The organism is Kitasatospora sp. NPDC057904, assembly GCF_042887925.1.
In the GTDB taxonomy this organism is placed as follows: Bacteria; Actinomycetota; Actinomycetes; order Streptomycetales; family Streptomycetaceae; genus Kitasatospora.
In genome coordinates, this window is sequence record NZ_JBHVOL010000014.1 from 211,200 (window position 1) to 225,472 (window position 14,273).

Annotated in this window: 11 protein-coding genes and 2 pseudogenes; 8 read left to right on the forward strand and 5 right to left on the reverse strand. The window is 69.5% G+C overall.

The genetic code is table 11. The features are described 5' to 3' along the window. Window positions 1–23 precede the first annotated feature (23 nt). From ACFVSN_RS30970 to ACFVSN_RS30995, 6 genes are all read left to right on the forward strand, one after another. The gene (locus ACFVSN_RS30970) at window positions 24–758 is read left to right on the forward strand and encodes a hypothetical protein (protein WP_387957008.1); all 735 of its coding nucleotides are present in this window, start codon (window positions 24–26) and stop codon (window positions 756–758) included. Further along, window positions 755–1,312, forward strand: a complete 558-nt coding sequence (locus ACFVSN_RS30975; RefSeq protein ID WP_387957009.1) for a hypothetical protein — start codon at window positions 755–757, stop codon at window positions 1,310–1,312. Before ACFVSN_RS30970 ends, ACFVSN_RS30975 begins: the two co-directional genes overlap by 4 nt. Window positions 1,313–1,565: 253 nt before the next feature. Then, entirely contained in the window at window positions 1,566–3,080 is a 1,515-nt protein-coding gene (locus ACFVSN_RS30980; RefSeq protein ID WP_387957010.1) for a UvrD-helicase domain-containing protein, read from the forward strand. Window positions 3,081–3,110: 30 nt separating this feature from the next. Continuing rightward, on the forward strand, window positions 3,111–4,424 hold the full coding sequence (locus ACFVSN_RS30985) for a competence protein CoiA (RefSeq protein WP_387957012.1): 1,314 nt from the start codon (window positions 3,111–3,113) through the stop codon (window positions 4,422–4,424). 1,064 nt (window positions 4,425–5,488) lie between these two features. Next, window positions 5,489–6,157: a hypothetical protein gene (locus ACFVSN_RS30990; RefSeq protein ID WP_387957013.1), complete on the forward strand. Its 669-nt coding sequence runs from the start codon at window positions 5,489–5,491 to the stop codon at window positions 6,155–6,157. A gap of 113 nt (window positions 6,158–6,270) precedes the next feature. After that, window positions 6,271–6,684, forward strand: a complete 414-nt coding sequence (locus ACFVSN_RS30995) for a hypothetical protein (protein WP_387957015.1) — start codon at window positions 6,271–6,273, stop codon at window positions 6,682–6,684. 164 nt (window positions 6,685–6,848) lie between these two features. Here ACFVSN_RS30995 and ACFVSN_RS31000 read toward each other — a convergent pair whose 3' ends face one another. Together ACFVSN_RS31000 and ACFVSN_RS31005 are read right to left on the reverse strand one after the other, a co-directional pair. Then, complete coding sequence (locus tag ACFVSN_RS31000) at window positions 6,849–7,163, reverse strand: hypothetical protein (RefSeq protein WP_387957016.1); 315 nt, start codon at window positions 7,161–7,163, stop codon at window positions 6,849–6,851. A 378-nt stretch (window positions 7,164–7,541) separates the two neighbouring features. After that, window positions 7,542–9,332, reverse strand: coding sequence for an SIR2 family protein (locus ACFVSN_RS31005; protein WP_387957017.1), 1,791 nt, complete (start codon window positions 9,330–9,332; stop codon window positions 7,542–7,544). Between the two features lie 984 nt (window positions 9,333–10,316). Between ACFVSN_RS31005 and ACFVSN_RS31010 the strand changes: the two genes are divergently transcribed. After that, window positions 10,317–10,766 carry a hypothetical protein gene (locus ACFVSN_RS31010; RefSeq protein ID WP_387957018.1) on the forward strand — a complete coding sequence of 150 codons (450 nt, stop codon included), beginning with the start codon at window positions 10,317–10,319 and terminating at the stop codon, window positions 10,764–10,766. Between the two features lie 235 nt (window positions 10,767–11,001). Here ACFVSN_RS31010 and ACFVSN_RS31015 read toward each other — a convergent pair whose 3' ends face one another. Then, a complete protein-coding gene (locus ACFVSN_RS31015) occupies window positions 11,002–11,697 on the reverse strand; it encodes a restriction endonuclease (protein WP_387957019.1) in 696 nt (231 codons plus the stop codon). A 469-nt stretch (window positions 11,698–12,166) separates the two neighbouring features. Here ACFVSN_RS31015 and ACFVSN_RS31020 point away from each other — a divergent pair. Next, a pseudogene (locus ACFVSN_RS31020) lies at window positions 12,167–12,784 on the forward strand (IS5 family transposase); the annotation flags it as partial. 68 nt (window positions 12,785–12,852) lie between these two features. Here ACFVSN_RS31020 and ACFVSN_RS31025 read toward each other — a convergent pair. Continuing rightward, a pseudogene (locus tag ACFVSN_RS31025) lies at window positions 12,853–13,470 on the reverse strand (transposase); the annotation flags it as partial. Between the two features lie 267 nt (window positions 13,471–13,737). Beyond that, the coding region (locus tag ACFVSN_RS31030; protein ID WP_387957020.1) for a hypothetical protein at window positions 13,738–14,273 on the reverse strand (536 nt) is incomplete at its 5' end.

Sequence of the window (14,273 nt, forward strand, 5' to 3'; positions counted from 1 at the left end):
AACCACGAACGAAGGGAACGGCGTTGAGCTCCAAGCATCTCCGCGATGAGCGGGGAAACCGGCTGCACCTTCACCGGGACCACGACCATCTGCCCGATGACGTCCGGCTCGCCCTGGTGAAGGACATCAGGGAGATGCTCGTCAGCTACCCCCACAGCGCGCAAGCCCGGCGCCAGTTCCTTCGCGAGAGGTTCAGCGCCGGCGCGCCCTGGGCGGAGCCGTTCTTCAACAGGTGCATCACGCGTATGGAAGAGCAGGCGGAGAAGGAGTGGAGGTACGGGGAGGCGGCCGTCGCCGCGGAGCGGAGGGAGCGGGAGGCCCGGGAGAAGGAGGAGGCCCCGCCGCCGGTCGTGCCGGGTCAGCGCACCGAGGATTTGCCGAGCGTCAGCCTGGTCGACGACGACCCCACGCCCGGCCCGCTCCACTTCTCCCAGCGCCAGTCGATGACGCTGCTCGAACGGCACTCCCACCAACGACTCCTGGACCTGAAGGAAGAGAAGGCGGAGGCCGTCAAGCGTCGAGACAACGAGGTCGCCCGGCTGAAGGAGATGACGCTCGCGCAAAAGGGCCACCAGGGTGCGATGGAGCTCGCCCGGGCCATCACCGAGGCCTGGAACGGCGATCCGGACGCCATCAACTACGAGCAGGTGATGCGCAACGCCGGACTCACCTACCGCCAGTTCGGGGTGTCCGTGAGGTTCTTCACCACCCAGCTCAACGAGGCCCTTCCCGACGACAAGGTGCGGAGCGCCCAGTGACCTCGATGCTCCTGGCCAGCACCGACCTGGGCGAGGCCGAGAAGCGCCAGTGGGCCGCCGCGCTCACCAAACGGCTCTTGAACCGCGAGGTCGCCCGCGGTGGCCGCCGTGGGGACACCGAGGCGGCGGATGGCACGATCTGGGAACTGGAGACTCCGCCACTCCTGCAGGATCCGATCGCCGGGAAACAGCGTGTCCACCCCCGGATCCGGTGGCTGCTGTGCGGTGTGGCCGAACACGGTGCGCAGAAGCTGCGAATCTTCGACAACGGGGGCGGCCTGGTGGCTGTCGAATGGCATCGCCCGTGGAGCAATTACCCTCAGCTGACCGAGCCGCTCATCGACCTGGGTTTCTCCACCGCTGTGGGCCGCCACGTCATCCTCGACATCGGCGCCTTCAGCACCTTCTCGCGCGCCCGCGCGGAAGGCCGCGGGGTGCTCTACAGCATGCACACCTGGCTTCACCACGTCCGCACCGGTATCCCCCTTGCGCCGGTCCGGGAGCCATGGAACCGACAGGCCCTGGCCGATATCCAAGCGGACCCGAGTACCTAGCACGCTTGTCGGGCAGCCACCCGCTGCCCGACGACACCTTGGCCTGGTGCCCGGTCGGCGTGGCGTGCCGGTCGTTCCTTCCCTTCAATCAGCCAAGAGTGAGACGGCGGTATGAGAGGTCTCACAGTTTCTCCCAGTGATCGCCCGGGCACTCGTTGTCAGTGGGGTCTGGGATGCTCGCCCCCAGGTACGGCAGCGGCCGTGTCGGTAGGTCCGCCCGTGTGCTGCGGGCGGTGACAGGACGGGAAAGCCGATGCCGGACCCTACGCAGGAGCAGTCGGCGGTTGTGGACGAGTTCCAGAACGGCGGTGATCTTGTCGTCCAGGCCGGAGCTGGGACGGGTAAGACGACGACACTGCAGATGCTGGCCGAGGCCGACACCCGAAACGGCTTGTACATCGTGTTCAACAAGGCCGCGGCAAGCGAGGCGAAGCGTAGGTTTCCCGCCCGGGTGCAGTGCACCACCGCGCACTCCCTGGCCTACCGCGCGGTAGGCCACCGCTACCGGAACCGCTTGAGCAGTCCGCGGATTCCCTCACGCAAGGTCGCCGTCGCCCTGGGGATCCACCAGGACCTGCAGTTGGGCGGCAAGGTACTGGAGCCGTGGAACCTTGCATACGTGGCGACCGAGACCGTGCGCGGCTTCTGCCTGTCCGCCGACCAAGAGCTGACGGAACGCCACGTGCCCGTACAGCGCGGCGCCGAGAGCCCGGAGGTTCACGTGCTGCTGGCCGAGGTGGTGGTGCCCTTCGCACGCCAGGTCTGGGCGGACGCCGTCCACCCCGAAGGCTGGAAAGTCAAGTTCCTCCACGACCACTACCTCAAGCTCTGGCAGCTCACCCAGCCGCAGCTGAACGCCCCGTACGTGATGGTCGACGAGGCACAGGACACCAACCCCGTCCTGGAATCGGTGATCAACGGTCAGCGCGGCCACACCCAGCTCGTCCTGGTCGGCGACTCCGCCCAGCAGATCTACGCCTGGCGCGGCGCCCGCGACATCATGACCGGCTCGCCAGGGCGCCACCTCAACCTCTCCCAGTCCTTTCGCTTCGGCACCCAGCTCGCCCACGAGGCCAACCGCTGGCTGAGCATCGTGAACGCACCCCTGCGCCTGACGGGTCACCACGGAACGAGAACCAGCATCGGTCCCCTTGAGCACGCCGACGCAGTGCTGTGCCGCACCAACGCCGGGGCGATGATCGAGGTCCGGCGCCACCTGGGAACCGGGCGCAGGGTCGCGATGGCCGGCGGCGGGGACGACCTGCGCAAGCTGGCGCTCGCCGCGCGCGACCTCAAGTCCGGCAAGGGAACGAACCACCACGACCTGCTGCTGTTCAAGTCCTGGGGCGAACTCCAGGAATACGCCGAGAACGACCCGGCAGGGCGCGATCTGCTGCCCTGGGTCGAGCTGGTCGACGACCTGGGCCACGAAGAGATCCTCGGCTTCCTGGACCGCCTGGGTGACGAGCACAGCGCGGACGTCACGATCTCCACCGCGCACAAGGCCAAGGGCCGGGAGTGGTCCTCGGTACGCATCGCCGACGACTTCCCCGAGCCCGAACCCACCGACACGGGACAGCCCGGCCCCATCTCACGCGCCGAGGCCCGCCTGGCCTACGTCGCCATCACCCGCGCCCGCCACCACCTGGAGCGCGGCAGCCTGGCCTGGATCGACGACCACCCCGCCGGACAGACCTCCGGCACCCCGAACACCGCACGACCCGGGCACAGCGATCCGTGGGCCAGGCTCGGACCGGCCCCCCGGTAACGGCCGCCGAACGCCCCGTCGGAGAACCCCGTGCCCCTGACCGCCCTGCATCCCAGCCACGGCACCCTGGACGCCACCGTCGACGACCTCGGTGCCGGACTCCACTGGAGCACCGTCCACCGGGCCAAACCCCGCCCCGACCTGCGGTGCCCCGCCTGTGCCGGCCTCGTCCACGCCAAGACCTCCCACCGCGGATTGCGGTTCTTCGCCCACGACACCGTCCAGCCCCACTGCCCCAGCACCGGCGAGAGCCTCGAACACCACCACCTCAAACGCGCCCTCGCCCACGCCGCCCGCACCGCCGGCTGGCACGCCGCAGTCGAAGTCCCCGGGGACGGCTGGCGCGCCGACGTCCTCGCCACCGCCCCCGACGGCCGCCGCCTCGCCCTCGAAGCCCAGCTCTCACCCATCACCACCGCCGACATCGAAATGCGCACCCGCCGCTACGCCGCCGCCGGCGTCGACAGCTGCTGGGTCACCACCACACGCGCCCCCTGGCTACTCGCCGTCCCCTCGCTACAGGTCCGCCAGGACGAAGCCGACTGGGTGGTGGTCGACGGCCACCGCCGGCTCGCCCACCCACCCCTGGCTGGCCTTCGCGCGGTGGCCTGCGAGGGCTACCACGACCGGGATCCCACCAGCGGTCGCGGACAGCGTTGGCAGCAGGAAGGGACCGACGTCCCCCTGCCCTGGGAGACCTCCTGGAGCGTCCTGCAGGCCCACGCGCAGTACAACCACATGGAGGACCCGTCCGGGTACGGGGACGGCACCGGTGCCATCCCCTGCGCGGCCGAGTTCCTGTGCGGGATCAGATGGTGGCGACCAAGGCGTGAGCCGCAGCTCGCGCACGTCCTTGCCGCCGTCCTTCACGGCACCGTGGTGGCACTGGAGCTCGCCGCGCCGTACCACGACACTTCCAGCAGCTTTCCGGACCCGATCGTATGGACCATCACCGCAGACCTGGGACGCGCCGCGACGCTCACGGCCCTCGCCTACGGCTGGCAGCTCTTCCACCGCTCCGAGAACCAGGCCTGCGGCTGCGGCGACTCCAGCGACTCCAGCGACTCCTACGCGCTGACGACCACCTTCGCGCCCGTTGCTGGCTTCCGCCTGTGCTCGCGCTGCGACGTCGACCTGATCGCGCTACACCAGGTCCTCGTCCCCGACGCCCACCAGGCCCCCGCCCGGTACGGGCCCCTGCTCGTGGACACCCCGCTGGCCAACCTGCCCCCCAGCCAGCGCCAAGCGCTGAATCGCCCCACCGAGTCCGTTCGAGTCCGACAGGTCGACCCCCGCGACATCCGCCGCATAGCGCGGTGGTTCACCGGCCTGGACCGCTCCTGAATCCGAGCATATGAGCGCCAGTCCGGCAGGCGCGGGTTTCACCCTAGGGGGGCGGTGGTTGGTGGTGGCGTCCGGATGGTGTCGCCCGCACCCTGCCCGGCCTCCGGCCGGCCCACTACGAACCGCGGCCCGCGAACCCGAGCCAATGGGACTGACTGGCAAGGGGACACCCCCTGACCCCTGCGGGCAACTCCGCAGGCCCCGCAGAGCATGCGCACACACACTGGGGAGGCCGGTCCGCACCCGGACCCCCCCGAGCGGGCAGCGGACCGGCCTCGAACCGGGCCGCCAACGCCGGGAAGGACAACGGCCACCGCCCGTCCGTGAGGCGACGGCCACCAGAACACGGCCGACCGGCCACGCCGGCGCCTACGAAACAGCGTCCTCCGCGGCAACCAGCCGATCGTCGACCTGGGTCAGTCTGCTGTGGGCCCGGCAGCGGGCTCCTCGTACGTCTCGAACAAGAACCGGTACTCCCCATCGTCGAGAAGGTGCGGGGGCACCCAGGAGCAGCTGACACAGCAGGTCTTCACCCAGGGCATGATCCACGCGCCGCAATACTCATCCCAGATCCATACAACCCGCTTGCGGCCAGGTGCCGGGCAGCTCTGGCAGGTCACGTCCGCCTCCCGCTGCGCCTCGCGGAGAATCTGGTGGGCCTCGGTCGGCGCGTCCTGCCAGGGGAAGCTCTTCCAGCACAACTGGCCGAACTTTTCCTCCCAGTGCGGCCTAGGGCGACCAGGCCAGGCCCGGTCGAATCGCTGCTCGGCGCGTTGGGTGATGGGAGTCCATCCAGCCCCACGGGCCGAGAAGCTCTGATGGTGAGTGGTACCCAGACGCTGGGCGCGTAGGGCAGTCGTGTACTTCTCACCGGTGGCCGCCTGCCGCTGGCGGGCGCGCTGCGCTGCGGTCGACCTGTTCTTTGGCATCTGAGGCCCGTTCCCAGCGGTCTCCCACGCTCCCGCCGGACGAAGACAGGACGATCGAACGCGGGCCCCGAAGGACCTTGGCCGGACGATCACCTGGAGGCGTGGGCACCGGTGACGGCGGAGGGCGTACGCGACTTGCCCGTCCCAGATCGTACAGCGGATCCGCCGCTCACCACCCATGCCCAGAACCCCCACCACCCCGACCATGCCCAGGACGAGGGCGACAACCAGGACAACGGGCTGCTCGGCGGCGTCCGCAGTCTGGTCCGCCGTCAGGCGACCCTGGAGACCATCGAGCAGGCCCAGCACCGGGCCCGGGAGGACGAGCGCGCCGCCGACCGGTACGCCGACGCCGGCCACATGGCCGCCTATGCCACCGCGGCCGACGCCTTGGTCGAGTGGCAGCGCGTGCGCGACCGCACCGCCGAGACCCGGGCCGAGCGCTACGACCCCGACCACGACACCGCTCTCCAGCACGCGCTGTGCCGTGAGCGTCACCGCCAGGACGTCGCAGAATGCGCCCGCGAGGCCGCCCAGCAGGCCCGGCAGAGCTCCGACGCCGCCCATCGCAGCCTCGCCAGCACCGCCGCCCAGCCGCCCTACACCGCCCTGGAGCGTGCCGGCCTCCACGTGCTCACCGACGACGACCACCAGGCCGTCCGCGACCTCACCCAACAGCTCGGCCCTGCCACGTTGTGCCAGATCATGAGCTGGCTGGAGCGCACCCGCGTCGCGGCCTTCGCGTTGCGCGGCACCGAGCAGACTCCGCCTGTCCGGCCCGTCGTACGGCGCAGCCGGTTCTGACGGGCCGGTCCCTGGTGAAAGGTGTTGACCTTGCTGTTCGGCGGGCGTTGGATGGGCGCTCCCGGGCCGGGGCCCCACACCTGGTCCGCCGCGCAGGAAGAAGTTGATGCCCTGTGGCCGACCCGCACGCCGAGCAGCCGAACATCCGCCTCCTCCTGTGCGAGGACTGCCAGGCCGAGCCGGACAGCGGCGAGATCCGCACCATCGCGATCGGCCGCGACCGGACCGTCACCGAGACCTGGCACACCGACCGGTGCCCCACCTACACGATCGAGCGGATCCTGATGGAGGCCGGCGCCGAGAGGGCGAAGGAACAGGACGCGAGAGCCAAGGAATCCCTCTCCGCCGCCTACCGGCGGCTCCAGGACGCCGCAGCCCGCGTCCCCGCCGGCGATGCCGCCGCCCCGTTCGTTGCGGCTCTGCTGGAGATCCTCCAGGCCCAGACCGACGACTCTGGCCTCTTCGTCACCCTGCCCACGTGGGCCGAGATCCTGGAACGGCACTTCCCGCCAACGGACCCGGCCTAGAACGTCCGGTGGATCCGGATGCACGGGGCGCTGCGGTCCTCGCCGCCCCGCCCTCCTGGGATGGTCGGAAGGCCGCCACCTGCGGGTGGCGGCCTTCCTGCGCCTTCTCGGGGCGCGGGCAGCGTACCGCCAGCCTGCCCGGCCGCCCATGGCGGGCCGGGGGGTCAGGCGGCCGGCTGCTCCTCGACGGGGTCGTCGAGGTGGTGGAGCCGGCTGCGGGCGATGACGCGGTCCTCGCCGGACATCGTGGCCCGGTACCCGTCCGCCCACACCGCGTGCACGGCCTGCCGCTCGGCCTCCGCCAGCCGCGCGTACTCGGCCAGTTGCTCCTCGGTCAGGCCCTGACGAACCGCCGTAAGGTCGCCGCCCCAGGCCGGCAACGTCTCCAGGAACGCGCGGCGCTCGGCCCGCACGGCCATCAGCGCGCGCTGCGCGGCCTTCAGCTCGTCGGTGTACTCGAAGGTCTTCTGCTTGCCCACGGCTGGAATCGTACGCGTGACCGGACGCCGCCCTGGGCTGCGCCCCGCCGGGAGCCATAGCACGGATCTCGGGCTGGTGGTGCTGCCATTGGCAGCACCATACGGGCGTGGGCGGCTTTAGATTCGGTTCCGGTGGGCTCCGGCAACGGACTGTCCGCCGGCCCGGTCTCGCAGGCGTAGAGCACGTACTCGGTGCACCGGACCCGGTGCCGGGTGCGGCGGGTCGTGCTGTGCGTGGCCGGCAACAGGCAACCGGTGACACGACGGACATGCGGCGCCATGGGGACTCCTCGGAGCGGGTAGGAGGCGAGGGCAGGCGGCGGGTCGCATCTTGGCGCCGACGGGCATTCTGGTCATCGGGCCCGGGAGGGGCGCGTGTCAGAAGCCGCGGTGGTTCTGCTGCCGCCAGGCGACGAGGGTGTCGTAGGCCTTTATCGCGCGGTCGACGTCTCCATTGAAGGCCCCGGCCTGGAGGAGCGGCTGCAATGCCAGGGCGCGGTCGGGGTCCCACGAGTTGCCGAGGAGGAATTCTCCCGGCCACGGCATCGCCCAGGCGGGGTTGGCGTCGATCGCGACCAGGGAGGCGAGGAGTTCGAAGCGGTCGAAGGCGGCCCGGTAGGCGTCGTCGTCCGGCTCGATGAGGCGGAGCGGTTCCCGCAGCTCATCGCGAAGCAGATGGCTCTGCGGGTAGAGGTAGGTGTTGCCGCCGGACAGGGGGAGGACCTCGCGCAGGTCGCCGCCGGCGACCCGGCCGGGGTGGAGGTAGTGTGCGGGCGGTTGGGGCGTGGAGCCGGCCGTGTAGCTGGTCCACGTCGGCTGGGTCAGAACGGTCGCGAGGAGTTCCTCGCGGTGGGCGAGTACAGCGGACAGGCCGATGGTGCAGGTGGCGAGCAGAGCCGGATAGTGCCGCAACGCCTCCAGAGCCTCGTTGAAGGTTCCGGTGAAGCGCCCCCGGACCTTGACCAGTCGTTGGAGGGCGCGCAGCCACAGGGCGTCGTAGGTGCCGTCGTCGTGGAACACGCCGGTGGCGAGCAGGTGCAGCAGGGTGTCGGTCTCGGCCCGGTAGGTGTGGAGGGTCTCGGCGAAGTCGAGGTTGTACAGCGGCCGCCGATCGGGTGCGGCCGCGTTGACGACGGTGCTCGCCGCATCCTGGACCAGGTCGTACAGCTCGATCCGCTTGACGGGGTCGGGCAGCGCCTTCTTCAGCTGGGCGACGGCCATGTCCCGGCTGATCGGCGGGGCCGAGAGCCGGTCCAGTGCCTCCAGCCGCCGTTCCAGGTCGGTGAACAGCTCGTCCGCGCTCATTCCCTTCAGCACGGCGGCGCTGTGCTGCGCGGTGAGGCGGGTGGCCTCGGTGCCGAGGGGGCCGTAGGTGGACCAGAACAGCGGGTACCGGCGGGAGCGGGTTCCCTCGACGGCCCGGACGAGCGCCTTGTCCCAGTCCGCGGACCAGCCGCACACGATGAGCCCGTACTCGTCCAGGACCCGCTTCAGCAGCTCCTGCTGCGCCTCGGGGTAGGAGTCGAGCTCGGTGACGGTGTTGCGCTGCTGGAGGTCGGCGTAGTCTCCGTGCAGCTTGACGATGGTGATCTGGCTGTGGGGGAGGGGCTTAATGGCGTCGATCTGTTCGGGGCGGCTGACGACCTGGGGGGAGAAGCCGACCTCCTCCAGGGCGCGCTCCATGAGGCGGTCGAAGTTCGTGGTGAGGATGACCCGGAAGCTGCCGCGCTTGACCATGCGGGCGATAGCCCGGTGCGCGGCGGTCGGGGCCTTGTCGGTGGCCTCCTCGCCGTCCTTGGGGACGAAGTACGGGTCGAGCAGTGCCTGCCGGGCCGCGGGGGTCTGGGCGACCTCTTCGAGCAGGGAGGAGTAGCCGAGGGGAGAGGTGAAGTTCTCGGCCCACCAGCCTTCGGGGTCGGCGGAGGCCTGGGCGCCGGCCTGCGGGTTGTCGGGAGCGTGCACGGTCGCGATGCGGGCGACCAGGTCCTCGACGATGCCCCAGCCCGTTTTCACCCCGGAGGCCATCGAGAGGCCCGAGCCGAGCAGCAGCGCGTACACGCCCGGGTTGGCGTGCACGTTGAGCGCGAGGGCGAGCTTGGGGTCCATGGAGGTGCCCGGCGGCACGGTCAGTCCGGTGCCGGCCGGGGCCGAGGTTGCGTCAGTTCCCATAGGAGGCTCCTCAAGACAATGAGCGCGCAGGAGAAGGGGAGCTTCGTGCGCGCGAAGCCAGCATACCGCACTTTTCGTCGCAGTGACGATAAGTATCGAGAGTGCTCGTTCCCGGAGGTCGGCAGCTTGACGGTCGTCGGGTCGAGGTGCGGGGCGTCGGGCCGGGGCGCTGCGCACCGCGGCCGTACCGCGCGGTTGCGGCCGCCGCATGTGGGGGGTGGCGCCAGTGCGACCGAGGCCGCCGCCGCGTCCGTCGCCGTGCCGCAGTCGGGCGCCGTCGCCGCGCTGGCGTACCCGGCCGCGCGTGATGACCTGAGGGCGCTGCAGTCGACCCTGGGGCACGGCGCATATCCAGTGTGATGCAGGTCACGTGGGGATTCCCAAGATTCTTTGTCGGTCACACCTGCCCCCAAGCCATGGAGGAGAAGGCTTGATTCGCAGTCACCGGCAAGGAGCACCAGGAGATGTCTCTCCTTCTCATCACCAACTTCAAGGACGACGAGGCGAGCGCACAGACTCTCGACGCCCTGGAAGCGACCATCATCGAAAAACTGAACGGGGCCGCGGACTGGAGTGAAGGCCGGGTCCGCCTCGGCCTTCTCCCCCCGTCGGAGAACAGCACCGCGCCGGACACCGCGCTGCGGACGATTACCATGCTCCGCGACACCCTGGACCAGTTGGCGGAGCACAACATCTTCATGTTCCACTTCTGCACCCTCTGCAAGCTCTCTGGCGGCTGCGAGAGCGAGGAGAGGCCATACAGCCAGGACAGCACGCGCCACTCCCCGGTGAACTTCATCGCCATGGTGCTGCTTAGGCTGGCCGAGGCCATCCGTCTTGTTGAAAGGATGCCGGCCACCCGCGAAGCCTTGACAGCTGCCCTGGTGGCCCGGAATGCGGCGATCGAGGGCGACGCCGGCGGGCGTCGACCAATTCACCCGCAGTACGCTCGGCATCGCGCACCCCGAGCGGTGGTGCGAGGCGGTGACCGACGCTCTGCTCGGGGACTGGGTCGACCGACTGGGCACCTTCCTCACCGACCCGGATCTGCTAGCCATCCTGCGCGCATATACCCATACCGAACACCGACGGTGGCAGCCGCTGTGGGAGCGCAAGGCCTGCGGAGCCCGGGTCAGGATGGCCGGCGTGACGGTCGCGGACGGCATCACGCTCCAGGAGGCCCTGGCCGACCACCGCTCGGCTGAAGACCTCGCGCTGTCCAGGGAAATTGGCGATGAGCGCATCCGCGCGGTGCTGCGCAGCCTTGACACGGTCGAGGCTGCGGTCGCGTGGGCGTACGCCGAGGGCACCGGCGCCTGGCCGGACGCCGCCAGGGCCACCGGGAACACCGAGCAGTTCGGTGAGCGGGTCCGTCGCAAGCTCCACCGACTCGGCGACCGCCACAACCAGCGCGCGATGGCGGCGGCTCGATGAGCGAGATCCTCTACGCGACCCTGCCCGGCTTCCTTGGCGGACTCGCCACCGCACTCGTCGTTACGGCGTCCGCGGCCGCGTACCGCTCCGTCCGATCCAGGTTCAAGCGGTATGGGGCCGCGTACCGCTCCGTCCGATCCCGGCTCAAGCTGTAGATGTCTGACGCCCCGTCGTCTCGGATACCCCGGTGATATCCGAGGCGATAACCCATCCTGACCGGTCAGCCGGGGGCCGTCTACTTCTGGTAGGTGTGTTTCCAGCGTGCCTGGTGCTGGCGGTCGCCTTGTCCGGCCCCGTTGACTTGGGGGAAGGAGAGCAGGTTGGCGCCGTTGTTCCAGAGGCCGAGCAGGTCGCGGTGCAGGGCCCAGATGCCGTGTTCGGTGCACAGGTTCTGGGCGGGGCGGGTGAAGCGTGAGGTGGTGACGAACACGGCGATCTGGGCCCGGTGGTGCTGCAGGGCGCCCATCATGTCGCGGATCTCCCGGGCGGGGATCGGCTTGCCCGGCGCGTACCTCTTGCACTGCACGATCATGCTCCGGCCGTCGGGCAGGACGCCCTTGATGTCGGCTCCGTTGTCGCCGGCCCCGCCGACTCTCTCCACCTGCGTGCAGCCGTCCCGCCGGCACAGCGCGGCCACGAAGTCCTCGAACTCGGTACCGGTCATCCGGTCGACCTCGGCCAGCGTGCGGTGCCCGGCCGCAACCGCATCCAGGTCTCGCCACCGCCGGTCCTCCTGACGGGCGGTCCGGTCCCTGCGCCACAGCGTCCAGCCGCCCGCCACAAGGCCGGTGACCGCCAGCGCGACAACGACGTACACCCACACCAGCTGCCAGAACACGACCAGCAGCACGGCGGCCGCCGCCAACCCGCCGCCGAGCACCTTCAGTCTGGCCGCCCGCCGCCTGGCCGCCGACCTGCGCTTCCTTCCCATCTCCGCCCCCTCGCCTCCACCGGATCCGACTCGGCATCTCTCCCCCACCAACAGCCGGAGTGAACACCGTGGACACTCGAGATCGACGCAACGCCGCAACGCCGGTCGTACAGGCGCGCTGCGGCTGCCGTACTGCGCCCCATGACCGGAGGTAGAGCTGCGACGCACAGCTTTACTGTGGCGGGTTGGTGGTTCACTGGTTGATCTTGTCGGCGGCCTGTGGGTTTGGTGGTTGGTTGAGAATTTTGGACCGGGAGTTGGTCGGGGAGTGGGAATGGGGGATGGTTGCGGTCGGCGGCTCCGGCTGGGTCTCTGGGGCGTTGGCCTGCATGGTTTTGTTGTTGATTGAGAAGTTCTGGATGGCCTGAGGGGACGTTAAGTCCGTTTCTGGATGATCTGGCATCGCCCGTTCGTGGGTACGGAGTCACTTGGGCCGACCCGCGTGTCGTGTGCATGATTGAGTCGGGGTATGGAACGGATGCCGTACTCAACGGACTTGTCCGACCGGCAGTGGGCCTTGATCGAGCCGCTGGTCACCGCCTGGAAGCTGGAGCGGGTGTCGCGCTCGGCGACCGGGGACCCGGGCTCCTGCGACCTGCGCGAGGTCGTGAATGCGCTGCTGTACCAGAATCGGACGGGGTGTCAGTGGCGGCTCCTGCCACATGACTTACCGGCCTGGTCTGCGGTGTTCTACTACTTCACCCTGTGGCGCCAGGACGGCCTTGACCAGCGGATCCAGGAGATCCTGCGCTGCCAGGTGCGGGAGCGGGCCCGACGATTAGAGGACCCGTCCCTGGTGATCATCGACACCCAGTCCGTCCGCGTGGCGGCCGGGGTGCCGAAAGAGGACACGGGACTGGACGCGAACAAGAAGACGCCCGGCAGGAAGCGGGGGCTCGCCGTCGACGTGCTGGGCCTGGTCATTGGCGTGGTGGTCCTCGCCGCCAGCGCGCACGACAACGAGGCTGGCATCGCTCTGCTGGACCAGGCAGCCGAACGGTGCGGGATGCGCCTGGAGAAAGCACTGGTCGACCAGGGTTTCAAGGACGCCGTGATCATCCACGGCGCGGTGAAGGACATCACCGTCTGTGAGGACGCCGCCGTGCCTGCGCGGCCGGCCGCCCTTGGGGCCGCGCCGGTCGGGCCCGGGTCGCGGAGCATGACGCGGTCCGAGCGCAGGCGCCCGACCAGGACGACGGGCAGGTCGGCCATGGCGTGGGAGAGATAGGTGACGTCGTAGGCGGAGTCCATCACGATCAGGATCTCGGGATCGCCTGCGTGCCAGTGCCCTTCCCGCATCAACCGTGCGACGACGTCGCGCAGTTGGGTGGCGGTGACGGCGGTCGCGTCATCCGCGGGACCCAGGCGCACGGCGTCCAGCAGTGCGCACCACGAGGTGCGGCCTGTTTCCAGCGCGGCGACGAAGGAGTACGGCCGGCCGGGAACGAGCCGGTCCGTTCTGCGGTCACCGCGTCCGTAGACGTGGCAGAAGAGCCGGTCATCGCTGGTGGCAGCGTCGGGGCGGAGCCAGTTGCTCACGTCGACGGCCAGCACGATCCGGCCGTCGGCCGCCTTCGGCAGCGGCAGGCCGGCCAGTGTGCGACGCAGCCGGGCCGGTTCGAGCCAGCCCCGGTCCAGCGCGGCGTACAGGGCGCCGTGCCCGCGCCGGTGCTCGACCGCGAGCGACAGCTCGACCAGAGTCTTCATGGCCCGTCCGCGCACAGCACCGCGTCGGTGAGCTCGAAGAGTGCGTCCGAGCGGGCGTACAGGCATTCGTAGAACTCAACCCGAAAGCGGGACAAGACGGCCAATGCCTGACCTGCGGCAGTGTCGACCGGAAGACTCATAGACAGCGGCCGTTCTCTCGTGCTTCGTGACTCGACATCTCGAAGCGTGGAGAACGGCCGCCTCCGCTGTCTCGGGAAGAACCGCAGATCAGCAGGTCGAGTGACCTGCGAGGTTAAACGCCAAGCTGAGAAGTGTTGGGGTTTCTCATAGTTGTGATGAGATCCCTGTGTGTCTTCCTGAGGTCGGGGCTTGTCAGAGGCCTGCGCGGTGTTTCAAGTCGTTGATCGTTGCTTGCCAGCCCTGTTGTGCGGCTGCGGGGATTTGGGGTGTGGCGGATTCCATGGAGGTGACCGTCGCGGTCGGGCGGTACTGGAACTCCACTGACCAGGAGGAGTCCGCCAGGAGCGTGCGGAGTTCGTTGACAGCGCGGTCTGGCGCGGTGTGGTCTTTCAGGAGGACGGCTGCGCTGGGTGCGCTGTGATCCGGGTCGGTGAATACCTGGCCGTCGGGGTTGATAAAGAGTCCTTGGAGGGCGGCTTCGCGGTAGGGGTCCGGCCATAGGCTGGGGTTCTTGGAGACCGCTTCGATCCCCTCGATACGGACGTTGAAGGTTGCTCTGGCTGCCCGCTGTCCAACCGCGAGTCCGAGTGCGCGTTGCTCCCGTTCGTCCAGCTTGGTGATGTTGGCGGCCGTTACTGAGGTTTTCGCCCTGTTGTCGGTAGTGACGGATAGTGATCCCTGCGGTATGCCGGTGGTATGCGGTATGCGCAGGGTGGGGGCCTGACCGC

Bases quoted from the DNA above. Each gene is read 5' to 3' on its own strand.
- ACFVSN_RS31005 (WP_387957017.1), bottom strand. From the start codon at position 9,332: ATGGGAACTGACGCAACCTCGGCCCCGGCCGGCACCGGACTGACCGTG.
- ACFVSN_RS31015 (WP_387957019.1), bottom strand. From the start codon at position 11,697: ATGGGAAGGAAGCGCAGGTCGGCGGCCAGGCGGCGGGCGGCCAGACTG.
- ACFVSN_RS30980 (WP_387957010.1), top strand. From the start codon at position 1,566: ATGCCGGACCCTACGCAGGAGCAGTCGGCGGTTGTGGACGAGTTCCAG.